General features: G+C 61.9%; 24 protein-coding genes. 15 read left to right on the plus strand and 9 right to left on the minus strand.

What is annotated here, in order from left to right; all coding sequences use genetic code 11:
- Positions 1-92: 92 nt before the first annotated feature.
- Positions 93-779: a GntR family transcriptional regulator gene (locus JQ624_RS16005; protein WP_212419858.1), complete on the plus strand. Its 687-nt coding sequence runs from the start codon at positions 93-95 to the stop codon at positions 777-779.
- A gap of 211 nt (positions 780-990) precedes the next feature.
- On the opposite strand, the gene JQ624_RS16010 is transcribed toward JQ624_RS16005, so the two are convergent.
- From JQ624_RS16010 to JQ624_RS16025, 4 genes are all read right to left on the minus strand, one after another.
- A complete protein-coding gene (locus JQ624_RS16010; protein WP_212419859.1) occupies positions 991-2,202 on the minus strand; it encodes an ABC transporter substrate-binding protein in 1,212 nt (403 codons plus the stop codon).
- A 56-nt stretch (positions 2,203-2,258) separates the two neighbouring features.
- Complete coding sequence (locus JQ624_RS16015) at positions 2,259-3,116, minus strand: fumarylacetoacetate hydrolase family protein (protein ID WP_212419860.1); 858 nt, start codon at positions 3,114-3,116, stop codon at positions 2,259-2,261.
- Between the two features lie 28 nt (positions 3,117-3,144).
- Entirely contained in the window at positions 3,145-4,659 is a 1,515-nt protein-coding gene (locus JQ624_RS16020; protein WP_212419861.1) for a bifunctional 3-(3-hydroxy-phenyl)propionate/3-hydroxycinnamic acid hydroxylase, read from the minus strand.
- Between the two features lie 91 nt (positions 4,660-4,750).
- A complete protein-coding gene (locus tag JQ624_RS16025; protein WP_212419862.1) occupies positions 4,751-5,542 on the minus strand; it encodes a DNA-binding transcriptional regulator in 792 nt (263 codons plus the stop codon).
- A gap of 180 nt (positions 5,543-5,722) precedes the next feature.
- On the opposite strand from JQ624_RS16025, the gene JQ624_RS16030 reads away from it, so the two are divergent.
- Positions 5,723-6,706, plus strand: a complete 984-nt coding sequence (locus tag JQ624_RS16030) for a VOC family protein (protein WP_212419863.1) — start codon at positions 5,723-5,725, stop codon at positions 6,704-6,706.
- Between the two features lie 36 nt (positions 6,707-6,742).
- Here the strand turns inward: JQ624_RS16030 and JQ624_RS16035 are convergent, their stop codons facing one another.
- The 3 genes from JQ624_RS16035 to JQ624_RS16045 all read right to left on the minus strand — a co-directional run bounded on the left by JQ624_RS16035 (position 6,743) and on the right by JQ624_RS16045 (position 8,749).
- Complete coding sequence (locus JQ624_RS16035; protein ID WP_212419864.1) at positions 6,743-7,351, minus strand: hypothetical protein; 609 nt, start codon at positions 7,349-7,351, stop codon at positions 6,743-6,745.
- Positions 7,352-7,457: 106 nt separating this feature from the next.
- The gene (locus JQ624_RS16040; RefSeq protein ID WP_212419865.1) at positions 7,458-8,060 is read right to left on the minus strand and encodes a PepSY domain-containing protein; all 603 of its coding nucleotides are present in this window, start codon (positions 8,058-8,060) and stop codon (positions 7,458-7,460) included.
- A 23-nt stretch (positions 8,061-8,083) separates the two neighbouring features.
- The gene (locus tag JQ624_RS16045) at positions 8,084-8,749 is read right to left on the minus strand and encodes a hypothetical protein (RefSeq protein WP_212419866.1); all 666 of its coding nucleotides are present in this window, start codon (positions 8,747-8,749) and stop codon (positions 8,084-8,086) included.
- Between the two features lie 870 nt (positions 8,750-9,619).
- Here JQ624_RS16045 and JQ624_RS16050 point away from each other — a divergent pair.
- Both JQ624_RS16050 and JQ624_RS16055 read left to right on the plus strand, forming a co-directional pair.
- Entirely contained in the window at positions 9,620-10,057 is a 438-nt protein-coding gene (locus JQ624_RS16050; protein WP_212419867.1) for a hypothetical protein, read from the plus strand.
- A gap of 11 nt (positions 10,058-10,068) precedes the next feature.
- Positions 10,069-10,719: a TetR/AcrR family transcriptional regulator gene (locus JQ624_RS16055; protein WP_212419868.1), complete on the plus strand. Its 651-nt coding sequence runs from the start codon at positions 10,069-10,071 to the stop codon at positions 10,717-10,719.
- Between the two features lie 21 nt (positions 10,720-10,740).
- On the opposite strand, the gene JQ624_RS16060 is transcribed toward JQ624_RS16055, so the two are convergent.
- A complete protein-coding gene (locus tag JQ624_RS16060; protein WP_212419869.1) occupies positions 10,741-11,403 on the minus strand; it encodes a TetR/AcrR family transcriptional regulator in 663 nt (220 codons plus the stop codon).
- A gap of 237 nt (positions 11,404-11,640) precedes the next feature.
- On the opposite strand from JQ624_RS16060, the gene JQ624_RS16065 reads away from it, so the two are divergent.
- The 11 genes from JQ624_RS16065 (at position 11,641) to JQ624_RS16115 (ending at position 25,279) form a co-directional block, all read left to right on the plus strand.
- Complete coding sequence (locus JQ624_RS16065) at positions 11,641-12,489, plus strand: sensor histidine kinase (protein WP_249129840.1); 849 nt, start codon at positions 11,641-11,643, stop codon at positions 12,487-12,489.
- Positions 12,486-13,613, plus strand: a complete 1,128-nt coding sequence (locus tag JQ624_RS16070; protein WP_212419870.1) for an efflux RND transporter periplasmic adaptor subunit — start codon at positions 12,486-12,488, stop codon at positions 13,611-13,613. Before JQ624_RS16065 ends, JQ624_RS16070 begins: the two co-directional genes overlap by 4 nt.
- The gene (locus JQ624_RS16075) at positions 13,610-14,686 is read left to right on the plus strand and encodes an efflux RND transporter periplasmic adaptor subunit (protein WP_212419871.1); all 1,077 of its coding nucleotides are present in this window, start codon (positions 13,610-13,612) and stop codon (positions 14,684-14,686) included. Before JQ624_RS16070 ends, JQ624_RS16075 begins: the two co-directional genes overlap by 4 nt.
- Positions 14,683-17,832, plus strand: a complete 3,150-nt coding sequence (locus JQ624_RS16080) for an efflux RND transporter permease subunit (RefSeq protein ID WP_212419872.1) — start codon at positions 14,683-14,685, stop codon at positions 17,830-17,832. The genes JQ624_RS16075 and JQ624_RS16080 overlap by 4 nt, the downstream gene beginning before the upstream one ends.
- Positions 17,833-18,407: 575 nt before the next feature.
- Positions 18,408-19,331, plus strand: coding sequence for a LysR family transcriptional regulator (locus JQ624_RS16085; RefSeq protein ID WP_212419873.1), 924 nt, complete (start codon positions 18,408-18,410; stop codon positions 19,329-19,331).
- Positions 19,332-19,509: 178 nt separating this feature from the next.
- Positions 19,510-19,782 (plus strand): DUF3551 domain-containing protein, encoded by a 273-nt coding sequence (locus JQ624_RS16090; RefSeq protein ID WP_249129841.1) that lies wholly within the window; start codon positions 19,510-19,512, stop codon positions 19,780-19,782.
- A 116-nt stretch (positions 19,783-19,898) separates the two neighbouring features.
- Positions 19,899-20,504 carry an NYN domain-containing protein gene (locus JQ624_RS16095; RefSeq protein ID WP_212419874.1) on the plus strand — a complete coding sequence of 202 codons (606 nt, stop codon included), beginning with the start codon at positions 19,899-19,901 and terminating at the stop codon, positions 20,502-20,504.
- Between the two features lie 168 nt (positions 20,505-20,672).
- Positions 20,673-21,845 carry a DUF3734 domain-containing protein gene (locus JQ624_RS16100; protein WP_212419875.1) on the plus strand — a complete coding sequence of 391 codons (1,173 nt, stop codon included), beginning with the start codon at positions 20,673-20,675 and terminating at the stop codon, positions 21,843-21,845.
- Positions 21,846-21,879: 34 nt separating this feature from the next.
- Positions 21,880-22,671, plus strand: coding sequence for an acetoacetate decarboxylase (locus JQ624_RS16105; RefSeq protein ID WP_212419876.1), 792 nt, complete (start codon positions 21,880-21,882; stop codon positions 22,669-22,671).
- An 85-nt stretch (positions 22,672-22,756) separates the two neighbouring features.
- A complete protein-coding gene (locus tag JQ624_RS16110; RefSeq protein ID WP_212419877.1) occupies positions 22,757-23,545 on the plus strand; it encodes a 3-hydroxybutyrate dehydrogenase in 789 nt (262 codons plus the stop codon).
- Positions 23,546-24,574: 1,029 nt separating this feature from the next.
- Complete coding sequence (locus JQ624_RS16115; protein WP_212419878.1) at positions 24,575-25,279, plus strand: TetR/AcrR family transcriptional regulator; 705 nt, start codon at positions 24,575-24,577, stop codon at positions 25,277-25,279.
- 22 nt (positions 25,280-25,301) lie between these two features.
- Here the strand turns inward: JQ624_RS16115 and JQ624_RS16120 are convergent, their stop codons facing one another.
- Complete coding sequence (locus JQ624_RS16120; protein ID WP_212419879.1) at positions 25,302-26,255, minus strand: fumarylacetoacetate hydrolase family protein; 954 nt, start codon at positions 26,253-26,255, stop codon at positions 25,302-25,304.
- Between the last annotated feature and the right edge of the window lie 55 nt (positions 26,256-26,310).

The raw sequence follows: 26,310 nt of genomic DNA on the forward strand, positions 1-26,310 counted from the left end.
TATAAGATAGCTTTGTATACAATTAGCACGAAACTGCATGCTGTATGGTTTGTCAAGCCTGTGGTATAGAAAAATAGGAGGTCGTGTATGCAATGAGCCAAGCCTTTAGACTCAAGCAGGCGATCGAAGACGCTGTGATCGCAGGAGAATTTCGCCCGGGCGACCGGCTGGACGAAGCTTCGTTGGCGGAGCGATTCGGAGTCTCGCGGACCCCCATTCGGGAAGCGCTGCTTCAGCTCGGCGCGGAAGGCTTCATCGATGTTCGACCACGCCGTGGCGCGATCGTCAGCGTCCCTTCACCGACCGACCTGTTCGAGATGTTCGAAACCATGGCCGAGATCGAAAGCGCCTGCGGGCGACTTGCTGCGCGCCGGCTCACGCCAGAGAGCGACGCGGCAATGGAAGCCGCGCATCGTGCGTGCGAGGCGGCCGCGCACCGAGGGGACAGTGAGCAATACTACGCCGACAACCGCAATTTTCACGAAGCGATCTACCGCGCGAGCCGCAACTCATTTTTAGCCGATCAGGCCTTCGCCCTGCACAAGCGGCTGAGCGCCTATCGCCGCATCCAGCTTCGGGCCCGCAACCGTCTGCTGCAATCGCTGCAGGAGCACGCCGGTATTCTCGAGGCGATCCGCGCCGGCGACGAGCAACTCGCGGCAACTCGTCTTCACAATCACGTGCTGGTGCAGGGCGAACGGTTCTCGGACATGGTGCTCGGTCTTGCGGGAGACCGCCGCTCTGCGAGAGCTAGCAGCACGAGTGGGACGGCGAAGTAGAAGCGGCGTGTCGCTGAATGGAGTTGTCTCACCAAGTCTAACACGTGGTCCGGCACGAGGGCGGCTTCGAAAATGTGACGCCCTTCGATTTTCCGCTGCATAGGAGCCTTTCTTCTCCGAACATCTCAATCCGAGGGGGTGGAGAGCCCCCACAACCATATTCCTGCGATGAAATGAGTGAACGTGCTGATACAGCTTTGATCTCGATCGACTATTTTCTCACCAGACCGCACTTGCTGCGATCGAGCGGGCGGAACGCCTGGTCTGGTGGGATGGTGGCGACGAGCTGGACGAAATCCCAGGGCCCCTTGGATTCCTGGGGCGTCTTGACCTGGACCAGATAGAGATCGTGCACCATGCGCTGATCCTCGCGGATCCGGCCATTCGAGGTATAAGCGTCCGAGACCGGCGTGGCCTTCATCTTCGCCATGACGGTTGCGCCGTCGTCCGATTCGATGTCCTTCACCGCCTGCAAATAGTGACGCACGGCTGAGTAGACACCGGCCTGGATTTGCGAGGGCATCGCGTTGCGGCGGGCATAGAAGGCATCGGAGAAGCGGCGCGCCGCAGGGGAGATGTCCTCGAAGAAGCTGGTGAGGATCAGATCGCCGCGTGTCGCCTTCAGCCCAACGGCGTGGATGTCGACATTCTGGAAGGACATCGGCACGATCTTCATGCCTTGGGCAACAAGCCCGAATTCCTCCGCCTGCTTGATAGCCGTGGCGTTGTCGCCGGCGACATTGATCGCCAAAATCTTTGCGCCTGACGACTGCGCCTGCAGCAGGAAGGAGCTGTAGTCTGGCGTCCCCAACTGTGCCTTGACGCTGCCGGCGACAGTGCCGCCCAGCTCCGCGATCCGCGCCCGCGCGGTCGCCTCGATCGAATGTCCGAAGGCGTAGTCGCCGGTGATGAAGAACCAGGGCTCCCTGCCGGACTGCATAATGCCGGACACCACGGCGGTCGCGGTCGAGTAGGCGTCGTGCGTCCATTGCACGCTGGTCGGCGCGCAGGCCTCGTCGGTGAGCTGGTTGGCGCCGGCGCCGGAGATCAGAAAGATCCTGCCATTGGCGCGCACGAGCTCCTGCACAGCGAGTGATGCACCCGAGCTGCCGCCATCCGCTATCGCCTGCACGCCGTCGTTGAACCATTTGCGGGCGAGTGATGCTGCAACGTCCGGCTTGTTCTGATGGTCGGCCTGCAAAATCTCGATCGGCTTGCCGCCGATCTTGCCGCCGAACTCTTCGGCCGCCATTCGCGCAGCTTCGACCGAGCCCGCTCCCATGGCGGTCGCGAAGATACCGTTCATGTCGGTCAGCACGCCGATACGGATGGCGTCACCCTTGATCTCGGCGTGCGCGGCCGGGGCCGTGAGAATGAGAGTGATTAGCAATATGGCGGCGAGTTTGGTGCGGTAGCTGACCATGTCGTTTCCTCGGAGCGTTATGTTGTTGCTGTGCCGTTGGACGTGGGGCCCGCGCCTTACGCGGGCTCCGCGATCACCGTGTTGCCGAGCATGCCGATGCCGGAAATTTCCACTTCAACCCTGTCGCCGGGACGCATCCACAGCGGCGGCGTGCGCTTCAGGCCGACGCCTCCCGGCGTGCCGGTGACGATGACGTCGCCGGGCGCGAGCGGGCAGATGGTCGAGATGTAGGCGATCAGCTCCGGCACCGGCGTGATCATGAGATCAGTGGTCGTATTCTGCACGACTGTGCCGTTGAGCCGCGTCTGCAGCGTAAGCTTTGAAGGATCGGGGATTTCGTCCGTCGTCACCAGCCAGGGACCAAAACTGCCGCTGTCGGCAAACGTCTTGCCCGCGAGGAACTGGCTGGTGTGGCGCTGCCAGTCCCGGACGCTGCCCTCGTTGTAGCAGGCGTAACCTGCGACATGCTCGAGCGCGCGGCTTGCCGGAATGTGGCGCCCTGGCTTGCCGATGACGGCGGCGAGTTCCCCCTCATAGTCAAAGTCGTCGCTGACCTTCGGCTTCACCAACGGCTGCTCATGTCCGACCTGGCTGCAGGCAAAGCGCGCAAACAGCGCCGGCTTTTCGGTGACGGTCCGGCCGACCTCGGCAACGTGATCGCGGTAGTTGAGTCCGACGCAGATGATCTTGCCGGGATCGGGAATGACCGGAGCGAACGAAATCTTGTCGAGGGGATGGTCGGGACGCGTGGCTGCCACGAGCCTCGCCGCGTCGGCCAGCCGGTTCGCTTCCAGCAGCTGACGCAGCGTCGTGCAGCCTTCGATCGTAAAGCGCGCGCCGAGATCGACGACGCCATGGTCCTTGAGGGCACCGTAGCTGGGGCGGCCGTCGACCACGAAAGAGAGCAGTTTCATGAGATATCCTTGGATGTCTGAATGTTGATCAGGCCGCAGTCGGTACGGTTGCAGGTGAGCAGACGGCTTCGACCAGTTGCTCGAGTTCCTGTTCGCTCCGCGCAGCACCCCGCACATAGCGATCGGGACGAACCAGCGCGGCGTGGAGTTCATGTGCGCGCAGCCAGGACGCAAGATCGCCCGCATCCTCGCCGGTCAGCAGCTCTGTTCCCGCGTGCGCAAGCGCGGCGCGGATATGCGCGGAAAGTGCAGCGGCCTTATCGACCAGGAGGACATTTGCGTAGCCGGTCCGATCGTCGCTTCGGCGGCCATCGGCGAGCGTAAATTGCGGCGCGAGATGGCCGGCGAGGGGAAATGAGCCGATCGCAAGACCGGGGCCGAGCGGGGGTTTGCGTACCTCGAGCTTTACCGGCGCGTTCTCGCGCGCCTCACCGGCGGCAAGACCAGCCTCCATGGCCTTGGTGTTGATCACGCCGCCCAAGCGGATCGCGAGCTCGATGAATTCACGAACATGCGGTGAGCGTTCGCTCTGATACGTGTCGAGCAGCCTCATATCGGCTTGTCCGGCAATGATGTCGCGAAGCTTCCAGGCGAGATTGGCAACGTCGCGAATGCCGGCGCACATCCCTTGGCCGAGGAAGGGCGGGGTCTGATGCGCTGAATCGCCGGCGAGCAGCAGGCGTCCGTTGCGCCATTGCCTGGCGATCGCCGAATGAAAGGTGTAGACAGCGGCGCGCTCGATCTCGGCCTCATCAGGTGTGATCCAGCGCGACAAAAGCTCCCAGATCCTGGCGTTCTGCGTCACGGCCTGGGCCCCCTCGTCCGGGTGCACCGTAATCTCCCAGCGCCGGCGGTTGCCCGTGCCGCGAATATAGGTTGCCGGCCGCCGCGGATCACAATGCTGGACGCTGTAGTCGCCGAGATCGGACCGGTCGCGCTGCAGCAGGGCGTCGATCACGAGCCAGCGCTCGTGAAAGCCGAGGTCGTCCATGCCTGAGCCGATGAAGCGCCGCACCAGCGATCGAGCCCCGTCGCAACCGACGACGTATGCGGCGCGCACTTCGGCGAGCTGCCCGTTGGACAGATCCTCATATCGCACGCGAACGCCGCCTTCGTCCTCATCCAGTGCGAACACGTCACAGCGGTTGCGCAGCTCGACCTGCGGCCAGCGCCGCAAGCCGTTGATCAGAATGTCTTCGAGATCGGGCTGGTGGAAGCGATAGCTGAGATGCCAGCCCATTGGGGTGAGTTCTTGCGAGCGCGGCCAGTCGAGGATCAGGTGGCCGTTAGCATCGAGGAACCGCATCCCCGGGCTCAGGATGACATGCGGGAGGATGTCTTCGGCCAGCCCGATCGTCTGGAACACGCGCATGCATTCGTCGTCGTAGTGCACAGCGCGGGGCAGGTGATAGGCCCGTGCCTCGCGCTCCAGGACCAGGGTCCGCACGCCGCACAGACCGAGCAGGTTGGCAAGCGTCGCCCCGACCGGACCGCGCCCGACGATCACCACGTCGAATTCCGAAGAAGCGGATTTATGTTGCATGGGGTATCTCTTCCCCAGGCATGCCCGGTCTTCAACGGCGCCGCGCCAAGTGTCCGCCAAGCGGACGGACAGGCAAAGGCCCCTCGTGCGACTAGGCTTCGACCGGGATGGCGGCCGCGGCTTTGCGCAACGGCGCGACGAACTCGGCGATCGCTTCATCTAGCGAGAGCGCCGAGCGGATCCAGATGATCGAAATGCAGCCGAACACCACCTCGTCGCGGACGATCGGGACGGCGATCGAAGCCGTCTTGGGATTGTATTCGCCTTCGTTCCGGATCGCGTAGCCCCGTTGCGCGGTCTCCGCGATCATGCGCGACAGGCGGTCGGCTTCGAGAAAGGGGCGATCATCGGCCTCATCGATGCGGCGCAGATGGTTGATGATCACGTCGCGCTCGCGCGGCGCGCAGGCCGCGAGATAGGCGCGTCCGGCTGAGGTCCTCAGCACGGGTAACCGCCTGCCGATCATGCCGCGGTCGATCGAGAGCGGACTTCGCGAATGAGTCGTCTCCTGGATCACCATCGACGCGTTCTCGTAAGTGGAGAGATCGACCGGCCAGACCAGGATCTTGCTCAGCTCGGCCAAATAGGGTGCCGCCGCCTGGCAGATCACCACGCCGGGATCGTAACCGTCCCCCAGGCTGGAGGCGCGTCGTGTCACCCGGAAGCGATCGTCGCTTGCGCTACGCGCGACGTAGCCGAGCTCCTCCAGCGTCTCGAGCAGGCGATAGACGGTGGGGCGGGGGAGTTCGAGCTGCCGGGCGACGTCGCCGGCGCGGATGCCGCCGGAGCGATTGATCTCATGCAGAACGTCGAGGCCGCGCTTGATGGCGCGGACGCCCTCTGGCTGCCGTGGTCTTCCGGACCGCGTCCGCTCCTTGGACACTTAAAGATTCCTCCCTTGTCCGGCCTCGAGCCGCCGATATCGTCGTTGATAACGCGAGGCGTCTGCACAAACAAAAGTGTACCGTAGGATGGCGCGGCGTTGGTACCAAATTCGAAGAGGTTGCGATGGCGCACCGCAACGGAGGCGGTTCTCAAAGTGTGATCCCTAGGAGGACGTGGCATGGAAATCACTGCGCTGGGCTATATCGGGGTCAACTCCTCGCAACTGGACCAATGGAGCCAGATGGCGACGGACCTGCTCGGGATGCAGCAGGTCGATCGCGGCGGCGGCATACGCGCTTTCCGCATGGACGACCGCAAGCAGCGGCTGATCGTCGACGGCAGCAGCGATGCCGGCCTGGGCGTGATGGGCTGGGAAGTGCCAACGAGCGCCGAGCTCGATCGTCTTGCCGGCCGGCTTGACGATCACGGCGTCAAGGTCACCCGCGGATCGCGCGCGCTGGCGGACGAGCGACACGTGGCTGAGCTGATCTTGTTCAGGGATCCCGCGGGCAATCCGCTCGAAGCGTTCTGCCAGCCGGAGCTTGCTTCCGATCCCTTCAAGCCCGGACGGCCGATCTCGGGCTTCCGGACCGGCGCGCTCGGGATGGGGCATGCAGTCCTGAACGTAGAGGAAGTCGAGCCGCTGCTACCATTTTATCGCGATCTGCTGGGCTTCAAGGTGTCTGACTTCGGACTGAAGCCTTACAAGCTCTATTTCTTTCACGTCAACGGCCGCCATCACAGCTTTGCCATGGTGGGCTCGGGGCGCCGCGCAATGCATCATTTCATGGTCGAGGTCGGCAGCCTCGACGATGTCGGGCAGGGCTATGACCTCGCGCAGATGGATGAGGGCCGCATTGCATATTCGCTCGGACGCCATACCAACGATCACATGACCTCGTTCTACGTCAACACACCCTCGGGCTTCTTCATCGAATATGGTTGGGGCGGGCGCGTCATCGATCCCGCGACCTGGCAGCCGCATGAGACCTTCGACGGACCCTCGCTATGGGGGCACGAGCGCCTGCACATGCCAGAGGAGCAGCGCAAGCGCTTGCGTGAGATGCGGCTGTCGGCCGCAGCGCGCGGCGTTCGCGTGCCCGATCCGAGCGTGCCGCCATTGAACTGCCCGTGGCTCGACGGGGTGATTGCGCGGGAATGAGCAGAACCTTGCGCCTCGAGGAAGGCCTCGGCGCCTTCAGCCCTTCGAGCCAGAGCCCCTCAGTGCGTCCCACACGGCCTGGTTAGCGTGATCGAAGGCCTTGCGCGACTCTGCGAGTGCAGTGCTCAGCACCGACCATGAATCGCTTCCCGCCTGGTTGAGCTTTTGCAGGCGTGCTTCGGCTTCGGAAGCATCGGCCTTCATTTGCTGAAGCGCGGCCTCGAGATCGGCGCGACGGGCCTCAGCCACTTTGCCCGCCGCTACCTTGAATTTGTCCGCCGCCTCGCGCCAGGCTTTTGCTTGCGCGGCAGCGATGTCCTTGAACGTGGCCTGCTGCTGCTCGATCTGCTTGCCGGCGCTTTCGAAATAGGTTTGCACCTGGGCTTCGAATCCGTTCCACTGCTTGTCCAGTTCCGTCTTGGCACGCGCCCAGGCAGCTTCGCCCGATTCGGCTTGTGTCTTAAGCAGCGCCTGAAACTCGTCGCGGCGCTTCTTCAGATCTGCGATGATCTCATCCGCCTTCTCCTTGGAGTCGGCCTTGGCCTGACTGGCTTTGATCTCGAGCGAAGCCAACGCAGCGTCCATCTCGTCGATCCGCTCCTTGGTCCAATTCAGATATAAATGCATGCTGCTCTGCTCTGTCATGACCATCTCCGTTGATTAGCCAATGTATCATTTCTGAGCTTGGCCTTGCTCACGTTGACCTGAGTCAAGTTCCGATGCGATTTTGTGGTGCGACTTGGCTGGACGGTTAGTGGCGATTTGCCCCTTGCCTACCGACTCTGGGCGGTTCGAGCATAACCTCCTTCAAGTGATCGCCATTGGCGATGACGACAACGAAGTTGAGTTTGCCGTCCTGCTTCGTCAGGCCCCCGGCGAGAGCGCTTCCCTCGGCAGCTTTCTCGGCGATGCGCACGGCATCCGACAGCTCCTGCTTAACTGACTTCATGGCAACGATGTTGCCCAGATCCTCTCGGTCGAGCTCCCTCAGCGATGACGAAATTTCTTTTTCAGTAATGCTTCCGGTGTTCGCATCTATGACATTTTCCCAAATTCGCTCATTTTTTACCGTCCGCACCCGATAAACGGACGGACCGGATATCTCAAAGCTGACGTCCGCAGTCCTTGAACCGTCATGTAAATGCTCGGCGATCGCTACGGCCTCACTGAGGGGTATTTTTATGGTGCGAAATTGCTCGAGCAGGCGATGAATTGCTGCCTCCTCTGCATCGCGCTGCGCGGCTACGCCTCGATTTGCGGCATCCAAAGGTGCATGGGTGACATCGGCTATCGCGCCCGTAGCAGCAAGCGTGGCGGACCAAACGATAATCGCTAACAGTTGCTTCTTCGACATGAGGTACATCCTGTAGCTCAAGGTCAAAACTGACCGGTGGCCTTATTGGTGTGTGTGCGAGGGTGCGTGACGGCGTATCGACAAGAACCTTGGCCATGGCTCAGTAAACCGCACCATTCGGGAGCAGTGTCGAAATCGAGAGGGGTACCGAAACTGGGCTGCCGAGCAGATCGCCGTCGCTTCTCGGACCTGGCCTGAGCGAGATTGCGTCGGGGCTTCGATGCGAACCTGCCCCGCCTCCTGCTTGAGACGGCCTGATCGGGAACTCCCGAAGCTAACTGCGCCAACGTTTCACGGACATGGGTCGAGATCGCGGGGCTCTCGTCACTCGCATCGGTTTGCTCGGACAATGACGCGGGCGGCTGTTGTACAGCATCGGCGACATCAGAGCTGAGTGGCGGCGAGGGGGCTGCGGCAATCTCCTTGTCCGGGAGAATAGGCAGGAAGCCGGGCTGGCTGGTATCGATGACAACTGCTTCCGGTCCCTTCAGCTCGGAGGTGATCCGAATCGGCGGAAGCGTAGAATGCGAAACGATGAGCTTGCTTGGCAGGGGCGTGGGCAGCAGCGAATCGGCAGCAAAGAGCAGCACGAGCAACGCTCCGCCGACCCAAAGAAAGTAATCGCGTACCGGAGTTTGAGCATCGACTGAGTCACGCGCACGCATTGACAAGACGGATTTTCTGCTCACAGCGCCCGGCTCCCGCGCTGAAGCCCCTTGGGCGCGATCCAGGACCGCTCGCCGGCTGTTCGGCCTGATGCGGACGACATGCATTGCTTCCGTTTCGATTTCAGATGGCCAACGGCCGCGGATGCAGGTGCGTGAGCTTGGTGTGGCGCAAGCCAGACGTTGACCGAATGGATGATGCAATCGCGAGCGAGGAGAAGGGCTGACGTCATGGAGTGGCCCTCCGCCGCGGGGCACGCCGCCCGATCGGTGCCGCCTCTCGATCGATGAGCGCGTGCAGCCAGGCAAGCAAGGAAATCGTAACGCCCAGCAGCAAGCTCAGGCCCACGAGAGACAGAGCCACGACCAGGTTCAGGGACGCGAGCGCAAGCCCCGGCCACGGATTTTCCTTTGCGAGCGACCACAAAAGCGTTGACATTTTCAGCCTCCGAAATAAACTATACCGTATAGTTCATATACACTCTGGACTGCGGGGGGTGTCAATAGCGAAGACTCACAAGCGCGTGTTCAGACTGTTTTTGAAGGGCGGGTGAATCGGAGCGTGACGCTGCGTTTCCCTCAGCAGAAGAAAGGATTCTGTATGTTCAAGTTCACATCGGTCGTGATGCTGGCAGTGTTGTTCGGCAATGGGGCTGCCTTTGCGCAGGAGAACCGCGGCACTCCCGAGCAGAGGGCCGCATGCGCGCCCGACGCTTTCCGGCTGTGCGTTAGCTACATCCCTGACGCCACGAATGTGGAGGCCTGTCTCAGGCAAAGAAAGTCAGACCTGAGCGATGCTTGCAGAGCTGTCTTCGAGCACGCTGCCGCCGCTACTTCGGGCAGGACCGTAGGGTCGCTCCGCTCCCGCGGCGCGAGAGATGAGGAATGATCCGCATGAACACATTTTATGTTCCCGCTTTCGCCGCGTTCGGGGGCTCGGCCTTCGGAGCGATCTCCACGATCGTGACTGGCTGGGTGACTCGGCGCCGCAGGCTTCGCGAGCGCCACTACGCCCGGTCAATTTCCAAGCGCGAGCGGCTCTATCGAAGCTTCATCGAGGAAGCCTCCCGACTCTACGCCGACGCGCTCGTCAACGACAAATCCGAGATTCCGCAACTGGTCAATCTGTATGCGCTCATAGGGCGGATGAGGATTCTGTCCAGCGATCAAGTAGTTCAAGCCGCGGAGCGGGCAGGTCGCCTGATCATCGAAACCTACCTGTCACCAAACCGCGAATTTGTCGATCTGCCTGAGTTCATGGAGGAAATGGATCCCTTGCGTGGCTTCGGGGAAGCCTGCCGACGCGAATTGCATTCGATCCCATCTCGCTGAGGTCCCAAGCGATGCAGGAGCGGATACGCCAAGCCAGATCGTCGTGCATTCGTCGGCGGATCATACAAGCAGCGATCCGATTGCACCGCGAGATCGGTTTCAAGAAGACGACCGTCGCCGATATCGCTCGCGCAGCGTCGATGTCGCCCGCTAACGTCTACCGCTTCTTCCCTTCAAAGCAGGCGATCGACGAGGCAGCCGTGGCGGACCTGTTCGAACAAGTCTCCGCGGCTGCAACGCTGGCGGTTCGCGGCGGCTCCGCTCTGGAGCGTCTAACGGCAGCGTTGAGGGCAATCTCGCAGCTGCACGAACATCGGCTGGAGAACGACAGCAATCGACATGAATTGGTCGTTGCGGCGGTACGCGAGAACTGGCCGGTCGCCCTGTCGCACACAGACCGGATCCGAGGGCTTGTACGCGCGATCATTGCTGCCGGACAGGCGAGCGGCGAGCTGCGACCGGGAAATCCAATGGCCATGACCTGGTGCCTGCTTGAAGCCATGGACGGATATCTCAGCCCGTCGCGGATCAACGCAGCTACCGCTCGGCCCACTTTTGACGAGATGATGGGTTTCTGCGCAGGCGCCCTGCGTCATGCTCCGTGGGGTCAGTCGATTGACCTGGCCGCCGACTTGCGTCCCAAAGCCGTGGCGCAAAGATAGCGAGCGGGCTCTGCAGCTGATTCACGGCCTCCAGTCTGCCTCGCAAGCCGCAAGAAAGAAATTGACCCGTTCGTGCAGGAACGTCGGCAGCTCTTTTCTGAGATCCTTCAGTTCCTCACCCATCAGAGATCTCATGAGCATCGGAAGCAGGATGAGATCCATGAACATCTGCGCGGTTGCAACGCTCCGCTTTGCGCTGAAAGGTCCTTTTGATGAGCGTGCAACCCTCTGCGTTGCCTCGTTCAAGAGCTGCGAAACTGCCCCAGCCGCGCGGTCGCGCGCCGCGTCGTGAACATTTCGGCTCAACTCGGGAAATCGCCGCGCCTCGGCGATCGTTGCGCGCGTGAGGTCCAACGTGTCCTCGACGAATCTCTCGACGATCTCGATGCCGAGATTGGCGAGCTTTTCCTGGATGGTGCGGCCTGCCGGCGTGAACCCCTCGAAATCTGTCAATCCGTTGATGGTCCTGGCCACCACAGCCACGAACAGCGCCTCCTTCCCGGGGAAGTGGGCATAGATGGTCGGCTTGCTGGCAGGAGCCAACTCGGAGATATCGTCGATACTGGCGCTCCGAAAGCCTTTCTCGAGAAAGAGCTGCTGGGCTGCATCGAGAATCCGCGCCTGGACGTCGCCAGCAAGGTCCTTGGGCGGTCTGCCGCGTTTCGGACTTTTGTTCTTTGCCATCGTCATCTCCCAATCACGTGTCTGTGCGCGCCCATTTCCCACTTGACACGCTCGGGCGAGAAATGCAAGAAAACAAAAATATACGGTATAGTTTATTTCTGGCCGCGGGCGGCTCTGATTACCAAGCCTGCGACAGCTTCTCCGGATGACTGGCCTGCGGCCGTGTGCGGGCTCGTTCCCAATCGTCCGGCACAACCTGAGGAGATCGTCGTGACTGTGTGCGGCTCGAATTCGCCAATGATGGAGCAGGGCATTCTGCTCCGCGAATTGAATCACCGGATCAATAGTGGGCTCGCCTCGGCAATCGACCTGGTCTCGGCCGCGGCCGTCCGAGTGGAGGGGGCGGAGGCCAAGCGCGCCTTAAGCGATGTGGTCGAACTGTTGAATGGTCATGCCGACGTGCAGCAGGCGCTCGCAATGCCCAAGGGCAAGGCGCTGATCGACGCCGCGACATACATCCGCATGATGGGTTGCGCCATGCGTCGCGCCTGCCTGGATCGAATGAATATTCGGTTGGCATTCACGACTCAATCTCTCCCGCTTCGGCCGGAGCGCTGCCGGCGGCTTGGACTGATCGTTCATGAGCTCGTCACCAATGCTGCGAGGAATGCCTGCTTTGACGCACGAGACGGACAAATCAAGATCAAGCTGACGCGCACCGGGGCGCTGGTGAATTGCGTCGTCGCGGACAACGGTTCGCGGCGCGGACGGAGCGCTTCGGACCGCGGACTTCGAATCAGCAATGACCTTGCCAAGGATCTAAGCGGTCGGATCGAACGCGGCTTTGGTACGGAGTTCACGTCTGTCATTTTGTCGTTCCCGCTAACGGAGCGTGAGCAACAGGCGAACTGGACGATGGCAATGCGTCAGATGAGACCGCCACGTCCACCGGGAGCTGTCGGTTTTGATGCCTCGGCCACTGGTGCGGGAGCGGACGCTTCAAATCACAGCAGCCGCCCTGTTGCAACTCGATCGAATCCGGAACTGCCTCGCGAGAACCGCTGCGAATTGGGGTCAGTCCGCCAAGCGCCGCCCGATGTGTTGGGCGAGTTGTTGTCACCCTGCCACCGTACGGACTCTCTATGAAACCCCACCGTTCGAACCACACCGACGCCGTTCAAACCAACGGCAGGTTGAAGAGCCTGGTCGGGCTCGCGGCTGCGCTTGTTGCGATCTCCATCAGCGGCTGCACAGATCACGCAGCTGCTCCGGCGGCGCGCGCTGCGATCGTGCGCACGGAAATCGTGCAGCCGCGCGACCGCCAAGTCTCCATCACCCTGACCGGTGAAGTCCAGGCCCGTTTCCGCGCCGACCTCTCGTTCCGCGTCAGCGGACGTGTGCTCGCGCGCTATGTCGATGTCGGCGCCCGCGTTCACGCTGGCGAAGTCCTGGCTCTGCTCGATCCGGCGGAGCAGCAGGCCGACGTCGATGCCGCGACCGCGGCAGTGCTGGCCGCAGAATCTCAGCTACGCGTGGCCAAGGCAACCTTCGAACGGCAGAAGGCGCTGATCGCAAGCGGTTTCACCACGAGGACGGTCTACGATCAGGCGCAGGAAGGATTGCGAACTACGGAAGGTGTGCTTGAAGCGGCAAAAGCGCAGCTCGGAACGTCAAAGGACGCCCTTGGCCATACTGCGTTGCGCGCCGAAGCGGCGGGCGTCATCACCGCGCGAAATCTGGAAGTCGGTCAGGTGGTGCAGGCCGCGCAACCCGTTTTCTCCCTGGCGCAGGACGGGGAACGGGACGCCGTCTTTGACGTCTACGAATCCATCTTCTTTGGCGATCTCGACGGCGGCCGCGTATCGCTGGCGCTTGTCTCCGACGCAGGTGTGACGGCGAACGGGTATGTCAGGGAAGTCTCGCCGGCGATTGATGCGAGGAGCTCGACGATCCGCGTCAAGGTGGCGATCCAGGATCCGCCGGTAGCGATGACGCTTGGAAGCGCCGTCGCAGGAACCGTCAAGGCGAAAGCCCAGCAGCAGATCGCATTGCCCTGGAGTGCATTGATGGCGGCGGGGTCGAAGCCCGCGGTCTGGACCGTCGATCCGGCGACCAAAGCGGCTGCTCTCAAGCCGGTGACAATCGGCGGTTATGAAGCCCGCGAGGTGCTGATCAAGGCGGGTCTCAAGCCCGGCGAGCGCGTCGTGATTGATGGCGGCAAGCTGCTGAGCGTTGGCCAGGCCGTGACGTATGAGGGAGACCGGTCATGAAGAGGCGCGCCATGATGGCAGCCGGCACGTTTGCGTCGGCATTGGCATTGGCTGGATGTCAGCAGGAGGCGAAAGCGCCCGAGCCCGTGCGGCCCGTGCTGTCGATGGTGCTTGAGCCGAGCGGCTCGGACGGCACCGTCGCGGTGGGCGTTGTTGAGCCGCGGTACAAGACCAATCTTGCCTTCCGCGTGCTGGGACGTCTGACTGCACGTCCCGCATACGTTGGGGACTTCGTTAGCGAAGGGCAAACCATCGGCACCATCGATGCGACGGCTCTTGAACTCGCCGTGCGCTTGGCGAAGGCTGAGCTTGCAAAGGCCGAGGCGCAGCTGGCGACCGCAAGGGCGAGGGAGGAACGGCAGCGGACTCTCATCACGAGCGACGCGACGACAAAGCAGACGCTGGACAATGCGGAGCAGGCGCGCGCAGGTGCCGACGCATCGGTGGCGCATGCACAGGCAAACCTCACCAAGGCCATCGAGCAACTTGGCTATGCGCAGCTGAAGGCCGATTTCGCTGGTGTCGTCACTGCGGTGGGGGCGGAGGTCGGACAGGTGGTCTCGCCGGGCCAAAGCGTCGTAACGGTCGCGAGGCCCGACATTAGAGAGGCGGTCGTCGATATCGGGGAAGATTTCCCGGTGCCGCTAGAAGTTGGTCTGCCATTTACGGTCGGCTTACAGCTGCTCCCTGCGGTTGAGGTCGAAGGCAGGATTCGCGAGATCGCGCCGCAAGCCGATCCGGTGACGCGCCTGCGGCGGGTCCGCATCGCAATGAACAATCCACCTGAAAGCTTTCGCCTCGGCGCAACCGTCACGGCGAAGCTCGGCAAAGAGCAAAGCGTGATCTTGCGCCTGCCCGCATCGGCGGTGCTCGCCAGGGACAGCGCCTATTTCGCCTGGGTTGTCGATCAGCCGGCGAACACGGTGTCGCTGCACAAGATCGATCTTGCCACGGACCAGGCGGGAAACCGCGTGATTGGTGGGCTCGCTCCCGGCGCGCGCGTCGTGACTGCCGGAATCCACAGCCTCAAGCAAGGACAGCAAGTCCGTATCGAACAGGATCAGAAGCCATGAAGTCGTTCAACCTTTCCGACTGGGCGCTCGGCCATCGTTCGCTCGTCTGGTATTTCATGATCGCCTTCATGGCGGCAGGTCTTTGGGCGTACCTTCAGCTCGGGCGTCAGGAGGATCCTGATTTCACCATCAAGACCATGGTGATCCAGGCCCAGTGGCCGGGCGCTTCTCCCGAAGAAATGACGCGCCAGGTCACTGACAGGATCGAAAAGAAGCTCGAGGAGCTGGAATCGCTTGACTACACCAAGAGCGTGACGGTTGCCGGCCAGACCACCGTATTCGTCTATCTGCGTGACACGACAAAGGCGGCTGACGTCAAGCCGACCTGGCTCCGGGTTCGCAACATGATCGCGGATATCAAAGGCGAGTTCCCGCAAGGGGTGATCGGGCCGGGCTTCAATGATCGCTTCGGCGACGTCTTCGGCAATGTCTACGCCTTCACCAGCGACGGCCTGACCCAGCGTCAGCTGCGCGACCAGGTCGAGGATATCCGCGCCAAGGTATTGACCGTGCCGGATGTGGGTAAGGTCGACATTCTCGGCGCGCAGGACGAAGTGATCTATCTCGAATTCTCAACCCGGAAGATCGCGGCCCTTGGCCTCGATGTCCGCGCGATCATGGCCTCCCTGCAGGGACAAAACGCGGTCGCGCCGTCCGGGGTATTTCAGGAGGGTCCCGAGCGCATCAGCGTGCGGGTGAACGGCCAATTCACGTCTGAGGCAAGCCTGAAGGCGGTCAATCTGCGCATCAGCGACCGCTTCTTTCCGCTGACCGACGTCGCATCCATCACGCGCGGCTATGCCGATCCGCCCAAGACGTTGTTCAGGTACAACGGCCAACCCGCGATCGGGCTTGCCATCGGCATGAAGTCCAGCGCAAACCTCCTTCACTTCGGCGAGGCGCTGAAGGAGGAGATGTCAAAGGTCATCGCCGACCTGCCGATTGGTGTCGGAGTGCATCTTGTCGCGGATCAGCCGGTGGTGGTCGAACATGCGGTGTCGGGCTTCACGGAAGCGCTATTTGAGGCGGTGATCATCGTTCTCGGCATCAGCTTCCTCAGCCTTGGGATGCGGGCAGGACTTGTCGTTGCGATTGCGATTCCGCTGGTGCTCGCCATCACCTTTGTCGTGATGGCATATGCCGATATTTCCCTGCAGAGAATTTCGCTTGGCGCGTTGATTATCGCGCTAGGCCTACTGGTCGATGACGCCATGATTGCGGTCGAAATGATGGTGGCCAGGCTGGAGGTCGGCGATCCCCTGGAGAAGGCGGCAACCCACGTCTATACGTCGACTGCCTTTCCCATGCTGACGGGAACGCTGGTCACCGTCGCCGGCTTCATCCCGATCGGGCTGAACAGCAGCAATGCCGGCGAGTTCACCTTCACCCTGTTCGTGGTGATTGCGGTGTCTTTAATCGTGTCGTGGATCGTCGCGGTCCTGTTCACGCCCTTGCTCGGCGTCACCATCCTGCCGGCCAAAATGAAAGGCCATCATGAGCAGAAGGGCCGGCTGGCGCAGATGTTCTCGCGCCTGCTACTCGTCTGCATGCACCATCGCTGGATTACTGTCGGCGTGACTGTTGTGGCCTTCTTCCTCGCCCTGTTCGGTATGAAGTTTGTGCCGCAGCAGTTCTTTCCCTCGTCGGACCGCAGCGAACTGGTGATCGACTGGAATTTGCCGCAGAACGCCTCGATTGCGGACACCAATGCGCAGATGGCGCGCTTCGAGCGCGAGCAATTGCAGGGCAATGGTTCGGTCGAACATTGGTCGACCTATGTCGGCATCGGCGCACCGCGTTTCGTGCTGTCATTCGACGTGCAGACGGCGAATACATGGCTCGGCCAAATGGTGGTCGTGACCAAGGGTGGTATCAAGGCCCGCGACCGCGTCAAGGCACAGTTCGAAACCTATTTGAGGAGCACGTTTCCCGGGACCGACACCTACGTCAAGCTGCTCGAGGTCGGCCCGCCCGTGGGACGTCCCGTGCAATACCGCGTGAGCGGACCCGACATCGCAAAGGTGAGGGATCTCGCGCAGAAGCTCGCCGGCATTGTGCGGAGCAGCCCCGATCTCGGCAACGTTGTTTTCGATTGGATGGAGCCTGCGCGTGTCGTCAAAGTCGACGTTCTCCAGGACAAGGCGCGTCAGCTCGGCGTGACGTCGGAAGACATCGCCACAACCTTGAACTCCGTGCTTGAGGGCACGCCCGTCACCCAGATTCGCGACAGCATCTACCTCGTGAATGTCACGGGACGGGCTACCGCGCCAGAGCGCGCCTCGATCGATACGCTGCGGGACCTGCAATTGACCGGGCTCGGCGGTCAATCGGTGCCGCTCGGGGCGGTGGCCAATCTGCGCTACGAGATCGAGCAACCGACGATCTGGCGGCGCGCGCGGATTCCCACGGTCACGCTGAAGGTGGGCATCGTCGACGACGTCCAGCCGAAGACGATCGTAGACCAGCTCGCGCCAAAGGTGGCGGAGTTCGAGAAAGAGTTGCCGGCCGGATATTCGGTGGCAATCGGAGGCTCGGTCGAGGAGAGCGCCAAGAGCCAGGCGCCGATCGTGGCCGTCGTTCCGCTCATGCTCTTCGTCATGGCCACCGTCCTGATGATCCAGCTGCAGAGCTTCCACCGCTTGTTTCTGGTGTTTGCGGTCGCGCCGCTCGCCGTGATCGGTGTCGTCATGGCCATGCTGCCGAGCGGCTCACCTCTCGGCTTCGTTGCCATTCTCGGCGTGCTGGCGCTGATCGGCATCCTGGTCCGAAACTCGGTGATCCTGATTGTGCAGATCGAGGATCTGAGGAAGGAGGGGCGCCGAGCGTGGGACGCCGTGGTGGAAGCGACCGAGCATCGCATGAGGCCGATCCTCCTGACCGCGGCCGCAGCCAGTCTCGCGCTGATTCCGATCGCGCGCGAGATTTTCTGGGGTCCGATGGCTTACGCGATGATGGGCGGCATTATCGTCGGCACGCTGCTGACGCTCTTGTTCCTGCCGGCGCTCTATGTGGCGTGGTTCCGAATCCACCCTGATCACTGCGATGGGCCAACGGCCGAGAGCGTTGTCCCGGCGCACGATACCCATTCGTCGAACTCGACTTTCACGCAGAACGCGCCGGCGCCGGTCCTCGAGACGCAAATCTAGAACGGAGACTATGATGTCCTGGAAAACAATCCTGACGCTGTCCGTCAGCGTGATACTCGCGGCGATTTCGTCGGCGCCAACTGCGGTATTTGCGCAATTCCCTCCGCCTCCTCCAATTCCGGCCGGCGGGCCTCCTCCGATCCCAGCCGGCGGTCCTCCGGCGTTCGCAGGTTCGCCTCCCATGGGATCTGCCGGCGCGCCCCATGTCGGCTTCGGAGGTCCGGCGCCTCGGCTGGGCGCCGGCGCTGTTCCTCGCGGCGATCTCGGGGCGCTTGGCAGCGTCCGTGCCGGCGGTCGTGGCGCACCGGCAGTTGCGAGTTCGGCTCGCTCCGCATCGGTGATTCACAGCCGCTCCGGAGGCTACGGTTACCGCTACGGCGGGTCGCGATACGGTTACCGCGCAGCCTATGCCGCCGGAGCCTACGCGGCTGGAGCCTATACTGGCTATACCTATGGCCGCGGGGATAACTCCGATAGCGGCTGCTACTCCGTCTACAGGCGCCAGAGGCGCTTTCTGGTTTGCGATTAGCCAACACGAACTCGGGCCGGACTGACCTCATCCTGCGAACACTGCGATGGATATTGTAAGCGCTTTGTCTTCGTTGGTGCGCGTGACGGAGACCGGTTCGTTTTCCGCTGTTGCCCGCGAACGGGACGTCAGTAAGGCATCCGTTGCGCGCCAGATTTCCTTCCTCGAGCAGCACTTCGGCGTGCGTCTCCTGCATCGGACGACGCGCAAGCTCAGCCTGACCGATGATGGGCAGATGCTGCTCGGCCTTGCCAGGCCCGTCCTGGACGGCGTCGAGAACATGGAGGCTGCCCTGGGAAAGCAGAGCGCCTCACCGGTCGGGCTGGTGCGGGTGGGCATCATGGTGGCCGCGGGTCATTTCCTGGCGCCGCGGCTGCCGGCTCTGCTTGCCACCCGGTCCGGGCTCAAGGTCGAGCTGGTGGTGAGCGACACCTTTGGCGACATGATCGAGGACCGCCTCGATCTCGCCATGCGGGTGGGCGAGATCACGGATGCATCGGTCATCGCTCGGCGCATCGGAGTTGCCGCGCGGGTGGTCGTCGCGGCGCCGGGCTACATTGAACGGCACGGGCGACCGTCGAATCCGGCCGAGCTCGCAAACCACAGCTGCATTGTGCACGATGTTGGATCCGACTCCGATGTGTGGAAGTTTGCCGGGCCGGAGGGCGCTCAAGACGTCCGGGTCTCCGGCGGGATCCTCGCTAACGACGGCAGCGCAGTGCATCTGGCTGCGCGCGCCGGCTACGGCATCGCCTTTCTTCCGCTCGTTCAGGTGGTCGACGACCTCCGCAAAGGCGATCTGGTTCGCGTCTTGAGCGACTATCCCTCGCCGGGACTGCCATTCAGCCTCGTCTATTCCTCGCGACGACACCTGGCGCCGCGCACGCGCGTGGTCATGGAGTTCATTGTCGAGGAAGTGCGCCGGATGCGCGCCACGCTCTCTGCGTCCTCCGAAGAGACGATCCTGTGACAGACTCACGCAAAGCTCGCGAGAGCATTGTTGCGGACCGAGTTCTCGCTCGTGAAGCATTCGGTCGATTGGCTCGAATTGCGCGACAGTCCTTTTCGCGCCGTCCGCTTTTTCAGAATCTGCCGACGCGATAGCTTTCCGTCGGTCTCAGCACCAAACGCAAAGTACGGAGAACAAAATGAAGAAGATTTTCGCTTTCGGCGCCATCGCCGTTGCCACAATGGCCGGCTCAGCCCTCCTGATCACCGCCGAGCCGGCCGCGGCAAAGGACTACGAATTCTGCCGATATGATCATTCGTCGGGCATGAATTCTTGCGGCTTCGACACCATGGAGCAGTGTGTCGCCATGATGTCCGGTCGCGGCGGGAGCTGCAACCGCAATCCCCTTCTGGCCGACGCGAACGCCTCCTACGCTCACGCTCCGAAGCGCCGCGGCCCTGCGCATCGTTAACGCTCGGATTACGGGAACCGGTTCTGGCGCGATTTTCGCGCCAGAATTGCCCGATGCGGCCCTTGCGATTCGAAGCACGTTTTCATTCAAGCAGATTTGCCCGTCATTGAGCTCAAATGTCATCTCGTCGCAACAGGATCGCCATTTTTATTGACGGACCAAATCTCCATGCGACGAGCAAAACGATCGGTTTCGATGTTGATTTCAGGCGGCTTCTCACCGAATTCGGGAGCCGCGGCTCGCTGCTGCGCGCGTTCTACTACTCGGCCATCATCGAGGATCAGGAGTATTCGTCGGTTCGACCTCTGATCGATTGGCTCGACTACAACGGATACACGGTAGTCACAAAGCCGACCAAGGAGTTCATCGATGCCAGCGGCCGACGCAAGGCCAAAGCCAATATGCATATCGAGCTCACGGTCAACGCTATGGAGTTGGCGGCTTGCGTTGACGAGATGATCCTGTTTTCCGGTGACGGTGACTTTCGATCGCTTGTCGAAGCCATCCAGCGCCGCGGCGTTCGCGTGACAGTCGTGTCGTCAATTGCCTGTCAACCGGCCATGGCCGCAGACGAGTTGCGCCGGCAGGCCGACGACTTCATCGACATCAAGCTACTACAACAGAGAATCGGCCGCACTCCTGTCGAGCGTGCGTGGTCGGAATCCGGCGACGATAGACGAACGAGCGACGCTCTTGAGCGCTCCGGCCCAGGCGGTGCTTGAATGCATGCTGGACAAGCACGAGGTTGTGAACGTGCTTTCTTGACACGTCGGGCTACCTGTGTTTTATCAAACTATACGGTATAGTTTATTAAAGCGAACCCGGCTTGTTACTTCCTGGATCGGACAGAACACAGGCTTAGGGAGTCGCCAATCGAGAGCACACGAGCCATGAACTTTCAGTTTCGACCGCACCTCGCAACCGCCGACCGGCGTCTGCCATTCGACTGCATAGCGTTGCTCTTACAAGGCGGCGGCGCTCTGGGGGCATACCAGGGAGGCGTCTACGAGGCCTTGGCCGAAGCCAACATCCATCCGGATTGGATTGCGGGCATTTCGATTGGAGCGATCAACGCCGCGATTATTGCGGGCAATCCGCCCGAATCCCGGGTTGACCGGCTTCGCGAGTTTTGGACGCAGGTGACGTCGGACGCGGCTTGGCATTGGTCAGGCAAGCCGTTCGCCGATTTGATGAACAGCGATCATACGCGCAATTTTCTCAATCAGATGAATGCGAGCTTCGCGGCGGTGTTTGGCGCAAGCGGATTTTTTTCTGCGCGGCCACTGGCGCCATGGCTACAAGCGGGTGGAACGCTTGCCGCCACGAGCATCTACGACACGAGCGCGCTAAAGACGACACTGGAGCGGCTCGTCGATTTCGATCGTCTCAACGCCGGTATGACGCGGTTCAGCGCAGGTGCCGTCAATGTAAGGACCGGCAATATGGTCTATTTTGACAGTGCCACCCATAAGATTCGACCCGAGCATATCCTGGCGAGTGGCGCGCTGCCGCCGGGCTTTCCGGCGGTCGAAATCGATGGCGAACATTACTGGGATGGCGGCCTCGTATCCAACACGCCGTTGCAGTGGGTGATCGAGTGTGGCGCCCGGCAGGACACGCTTGTGTTTCAGGTCGATCTCTGGAGCGCGCGCGGCCAGATTCCGCGCAATATGGCCGACGTCGTTACGCGTCAAAAGGAGATTCAATACTCGAGCCGCACCCGAGCAAGCACAGACCAGTTCAAGAGCTTGCACCGACTGCAGCGAGAGCTGGCGGCTCTCTTGAGCAGGCTGCCTGAAAATCTGCTCGAGCATGAGGACGTCAGGCCGCTCAAGACGGCTGCCTCTCACAACGTGCACAACCTCGTCCATCTAATCTATCGCGCGCGGGGCTACGAAGGCCACTCCAAGGACTACGAGTTTTCCCGCCTCTCGATGCAGGATCATTGGCGCGCCGGTTATCACGACGCGTTGCGCACCCTTCGTCATCCCGAGGTGCTGGCCCGCCCGACCAGTCCGGACGGCGTCTCCACGTTCGATCTTGAGCAGGATGGTCGCGAGTAGGTCAAGCCGGTCATTCCAGTCACAGGAGAATAGAATGCGCGAGAGTGAAGTCGTGAGGCGGGCGTTCGCGATGCCGCTCACCAATCCGGCCTATCCCCCGGGGCCGTATCGCTTCGTGAACCGTGAATACCTGATCATTACCTATCGCACTGATCCGGCGAAGCTGCGATCGGTTATTCCGGCACCGCTGGAATTTGATGAACGCGAGGCGCTGGTCAAGTACGAATTCATCCGCATGCCGGATTCCAGTGGTTTTGGCGACTACACCGAGAGCGGCCAAGTCATCCCGGTATCGTTCCGTGGTCGCAGGGGCGGCTACACTCACTCCATGTTCCTGAACGATGAGGGACCGATCGCCGGCGGCCGGGAGCTCTGGGGCTTTCCGAAAAAGCTAGGTCAGCCGAGATTGCAAACCGAGGTCGACACCCTCATCGGCACTCTGGATTACGGTCCGTTGCGGGTCGCAACCGGCACGATGGGATACAAGCACCGCGAAGCCGACCTGGCGCAAGTCAAGGCCGCACTCGAAGAGCCGAACTTCCTTCTCAAGATCATTCCGCACGTCGACGGCAATCCGCGCATCTGTGAGCTCGTCGAATATCACCTTGAGCAAGTTGTCTTGAAAGGGGCCTGGAGCGGGCCCGCGGCTCTCTCGCTGACGCCTCACGCCCTGGCTCCCGTGGCCGATTTACCGGTTCTCGAGATCGTATCCGCAGCTCACATCCGCGCAGACCTTACCCTAGGGCTCGGCAAGGTCGTTCACGACTATCTGCAACAGCCGATCCGACGCCCGCTCCGGAGCTATGAGAGAGCCCTGGTCACATGATGGACGACCGCGATCCACTGCGCGAGCCAGCAACACCTGCGGTGACGAGCCGTAAGACCGTCACAGATCAACAAGGAAAAGCGAAATGGGTATTCTGAAAGGCAAGGTCGCGGTTGTGACCGGCTCGACGAGCGGCATCGGCCTCGCGTATGCGCGGGCTTTCGCAGGCGCAGGCGCCAACATCGTGCTCAATGGAATGGATGCACCGGCCGATATAGAGAAGGAGCGATCTGCCATCGAGAGCGATTTCGGGGTGAAAGCCGTCTATTCGCCTGCGGACATGGCCAAGCCGAACGAAATCGCCGAGCTTATCACGCTCGGGGAGGAGACCTTCGGCAGCGTGGATGTCCTCGTGAACAATGCCGGCGTCCAGCACGTCGCCCCTATCGAGGAGTTTCCGGTCGACAAGTGGAATGCGATCATTGCGATCAACCTGTCCTCCGCCTTCCACACCATCCGTGCCGCCGTGCCCGGCATGAAGAGGCGCGGCTGGGGCCGGATCATCACCACGGCCTCGGCGCATTCGCTGGTCGCTTCTCCCTTCAAATCGGCTTACGTCGCGGCCAAGCATGGCATCGTGGGTCTCACCAAAACGGTGGCGCTGGAACTAGCCAGGTCGAAGATCACCTGTAACTGCATCAGCCCCGGCTACGTCTGGACGCCGCTGGTGGAGAGGCAAATTCCGAACACGATGAAGGCACGTAACATGAGAAGAGACCAGGTAATCAGCGACGTCCTGCTCGCGGCGCAGCCGACGAAGGAATTCGTCACGGTCGAGCAGGTGGCTTCGCTGGCGCTGTTCCTGTGCAGCCAAGACGCCGCGCAGATCACCGGCGCCAACCTCTCTATCGACGGCGGCTGGACGGCCGCGTAGGGCCCGCCGAAATGCGCACTGGCTCTTGAAACGTACGGTGAAAGAAGGTGGTCGACGAACAGCTACGATAGGCCAAGCGAAGACCCAACACCGACGACTGCTGCCTTACTGAACATCAACCAATTCCTCTGGAGAGAATCATGAACAAGCGACTGATCGCGAATGTCATTGGCTGTGCCTGCCTTACCCTGGCGACGGTTGCCGAAGCCCGAACCTCTTACGACGGTCCCTGGGATCTCGTCTTCGTTACACAACGCGGAAGCTGCGATCCGACCTACAGTTTCTCAGTGAACATAAACGACGGCGTTGTGACGCATCCCAATCTGGTGAAGTTCAGAGGGCATGTCGGAAGATCGGGCGCGGTTCGCGCGTCGGTGACGGTCCACGACAAATACGCATCAGGGTCGGGAAGGCTGACGCGAGACGCCGGCCGCGGGATCTGGAGCGGCCACGCAGGAGGTGGGCGCTGCTCGGGATATTGGACCGCGCAACGAAACAATTAGGACGCAATCGCCGGGATTAGCCCCTTGAAAACGCGACGGTTCTACTGCTGCTCGCTACGAGGCGCCTCAGCAATCTTGAGCATCGCATGCGGCGTGGGGCCGAATGGTTCATCGGCGACATGATGCTGTTTCCTTGTGCCCGCGGGCCTTGCTGTGCCGGATCACCTCGAACTCCTCGGCTTGAAGTACGCTCGCGGTGATGGGCGTGACCGGGCAGACTACACCTCGGTTGTCGAAGGAGAAGAACCAGCGCCGGCTCGCCTCATTCCAGAATGATCAGCATCAAGAGCTTAGCCAAATGCACGTGAAGGTCTGAATCTCCCGCACTCGCGCGTCGGCGTGATCAGGTGCACGCGACAAGTCCGCGATTTTCGTGGGGTGAAGGTCGAAGTCCTCGACCTGTTTGTCGCGGTGGGGGGCTCGGCGGTCCGTTTCGGCGCTTCTCCGCCCTCTGCGGCGCGTCTTCGCTCTGGACGTTCTGGTCAATTTGACTTAATGAGCAGTTGAACCCTCGAGTCGCAAGCGCATGGCCAACATCGATCCGATCCGCCGCGCGGAAATCGGCCGCGAGAAGCGGGCGAGGACCCGCGCCCAGCTCGTTGCTGCCGCGAATGCGCTGTTCGCGCGCCAAGCGGTGGAATCGGTCACGGTCGACGACGTGGTACGGGAAGCGGGGGTCGCCAAGGGGACGTTCTACGTTCACTTCAAGGACCTGCCTGAATTGACGGCTGCCGTGGCTGACGAGTTGGTCAAGGCGATCGACAATCTGCTGCAGCCGATCCGGCTCTCAATCGATGACCCGGCGCTCCGCATTGCCTACGGCTGTAGCTGCTTCATCGATCGGGCGCTCGCCGATCCTGGTTGGGCCGGAGTGGCGGCGCGGATGGCGGCAGGTACGGCGACTGTCGGCGAGGTCGCGCGTCGGCGTCTGCTGGAAGACATCAAGCGGTACGTGAAGAGTTCGCCCCACGGTGGCGCCATGAGCGCCGGGCTCGCTCTGGAGGTTGTGGTCGGCATCATGCTCCAGGTGCTCGCTGCCATTGCAGAGCGTCGTTTGTCGTCTCGCGATCGCGAGGGTGCGATTGCGGCGATTCTCCGGGCGATCGGTCTCGACGCGCAGCAGGTAAAGTCCGTGCTGACGCGCCTGCCAGTGCAAGCGGACGCCGCACGATCCGGCTTGCCCGCGAGGGCCGCGAAGCCGCGGCGGCGGATTGTCGGCGGTACCGCGTAAACTTAGATCCCTCATCCAACACTCATGGCCCGACGATCTCAGTCGCCTGTTCGCCGAGATCGACCGCCCCGTCGCGGCTGCGGATCCGTGCCGTGATCCGGTCACCCGGTTTGAGATATTGCGGCCGACGCGCCTGTCCGTTGAGGAACAGCTTCCACAGCACGCGCTCCGGCAGGACCTGCAGCAGCCGGCGCAGCGGCGGCGGCGGCACCCGCAGCGCGCAACCGTTCGGCGTGCCGGTCAAGAGCACGTCGCCGGGAAGGATGTTGGCGAAGGTCGACAGCTCGGAGATCGTCTCGGCGGGCTTGAACACGAGGTTGGCGGTGGTGTCGCGCTGCCGCGGCGCGCCGTCGACATCGAGCTCGAGCGCGAGGTCGTCGATGCGGGGAAACTCGTCGCGTTCCAGCACCGTGAGCCACGGGCCGATCGGGCAGAAGCCGCGGTAGCTCTTGCCCTTGAAGAACTGGGTCTGTGGCAGCTGCACGTCACGGGCGCTGAGATCGTTGGCGATGGCGATTGCGAACACGTAGTCGGGCAGCGTTTCGCGGGTCACCGTGACGGGCGACGAGATCGGCCGGCGGAATACCAGCGCGAGCTCGATCTCGTAGTCCAGCAATTTCACGTGCGCGGGACGCGTGACCTTCTCGCGGCCCGAGCAGACCGAGGCGTCGGCCTTGGTGAAGAACATGTTGAACAGCTTGGCATCGGGATCCATTCCTGATTCGACCATGTGCTGGCGGTAATTGGCGCCCTGGCAATACAGCCGACATGGCGTCGTCACGGGCGCCAAGATCTCCACCGAAGCGATGGCGATGCGCGCGCCGCGGCTGCAGGCCGCACGCCAATCGGCCTCGCCCTGTTCGATCAGGGCTGCCGTGGTCGGATAGTCGTCTGAGAGAGGAGCGATCTCCGCACCCGTTACCACGCCCCAACGCGGGCCGTTACCTGCTTCGAAACGCACCAGATTGGTCGCCACTCGATCCTCCATTGCCTTGTGTTGCCGGATCCCGTTCGCGATTCTGCTGTTCTTA

This window comes from Bradyrhizobium sp. AUGA SZCCT0283, from assembly GCF_018130385.1.
GTDB lineage: Bacteria > Pseudomonadota > Alphaproteobacteria > Rhizobiales > Xanthobacteraceae > Bradyrhizobium.

What these genes read in the sequence shown, in the direction of transcription:
- JQ624_RS16005 (WP_212419858.1), top strand. Translation starts at nt 93, where the DNA reads ATGAGCCAAGCCTTTAGACTCAAGCAGGCGATCGAAGACGCTGTGATC.
- JQ624_RS16010 (WP_212419859.1), bottom strand. Translation starts at nt 2,202, where the DNA reads ATGGTCAGCTACCGCACCAAACTCGCCGCCATATTGCTAATCACTCTC.
- JQ624_RS16015 (WP_212419860.1), bottom strand. Translation starts at nt 3,116, where the DNA reads ATGAAACTGCTCTCTTTCGTGGTCGACGGCCGCCCCAGCTACGGTGCC.
- JQ624_RS16020 (WP_212419861.1), bottom strand. Translation starts at nt 4,659, where the DNA reads ATGCAACATAAATCCGCTTCTTCGGAATTCGACGTGGTGATCGTCGGG.
- JQ624_RS16030 (WP_212419863.1), top strand. Translation starts at nt 5,723, where the DNA reads ATGGAAATCACTGCGCTGGGCTATATCGGGGTCAACTCCTCGCAACTG.
- JQ624_RS16035 (WP_212419864.1), bottom strand. Translation starts at nt 7,351, where the DNA reads ATGACAGAGCAGAGCAGCATGCATTTATATCTGAATTGGACCAAGGAG.
- JQ624_RS16040 (WP_212419865.1), bottom strand. Translation starts at nt 8,060, where the DNA reads ATGTCGAAGAAGCAACTGTTAGCGATTATCGTTTGGTCCGCCACGCTT.
- JQ624_RS16050 (WP_212419867.1), top strand. Translation starts at nt 9,620, where the DNA reads ATGAACACATTTTATGTTCCCGCTTTCGCCGCGTTCGGGGGCTCGGCC.
- JQ624_RS16055 (WP_212419868.1), top strand. Translation starts at nt 10,069, where the DNA reads ATGCAGGAGCGGATACGCCAAGCCAGATCGTCGTGCATTCGTCGGCGG.
- JQ624_RS16060 (WP_212419869.1), bottom strand. Translation starts at nt 11,403, where the DNA reads ATGGCAAAGAACAAAAGTCCGAAACGCGGCAGACCGCCCAAGGACCTT.
- JQ624_RS16065 (WP_249129840.1), top strand. Translation starts at nt 11,641, where the DNA reads ATGATGGAGCAGGGCATTCTGCTCCGCGAATTGAATCACCGGATCAAT.
- JQ624_RS16070 (WP_212419870.1), top strand. Translation starts at nt 12,486, where the DNA reads ATGAAACCCCACCGTTCGAACCACACCGACGCCGTTCAAACCAACGGC.
- JQ624_RS16075 (WP_212419871.1), top strand. Translation starts at nt 13,610, where the DNA reads ATGAAGAGGCGCGCCATGATGGCAGCCGGCACGTTTGCGTCGGCATTG.
- JQ624_RS16080 (WP_212419872.1), top strand. Translation starts at nt 14,683, where the DNA reads ATGAAGTCGTTCAACCTTTCCGACTGGGCGCTCGGCCATCGTTCGCTC.
- JQ624_RS16085 (WP_212419873.1), top strand. Translation starts at nt 18,408, where the DNA reads ATGGATATTGTAAGCGCTTTGTCTTCGTTGGTGCGCGTGACGGAGACC.
- JQ624_RS16090 (WP_249129841.1), top strand. Translation starts at nt 19,510, where the DNA reads ATGAAGAAGATTTTCGCTTTCGGCGCCATCGCCGTTGCCACAATGGCC.
- JQ624_RS16095 (WP_212419874.1), top strand. Translation starts at nt 19,899, where the DNA reads ATGTCATCTCGTCGCAACAGGATCGCCATTTTTATTGACGGACCAAAT.
- JQ624_RS16100 (WP_212419875.1), top strand. Translation starts at nt 20,673, where the DNA reads ATGAACTTTCAGTTTCGACCGCACCTCGCAACCGCCGACCGGCGTCTG.
- JQ624_RS16105 (WP_212419876.1), top strand. Translation starts at nt 21,880, where the DNA reads ATGCGCGAGAGTGAAGTCGTGAGGCGGGCGTTCGCGATGCCGCTCACC.
- JQ624_RS16110 (WP_212419877.1), top strand. Translation starts at nt 22,757, where the DNA reads ATGGGTATTCTGAAAGGCAAGGTCGCGGTTGTGACCGGCTCGACGAGC.
- JQ624_RS16115 (WP_212419878.1), top strand. Translation starts at nt 24,575, where the DNA reads ATGGCCAACATCGATCCGATCCGCCGCGCGGAAATCGGCCGCGAGAAG.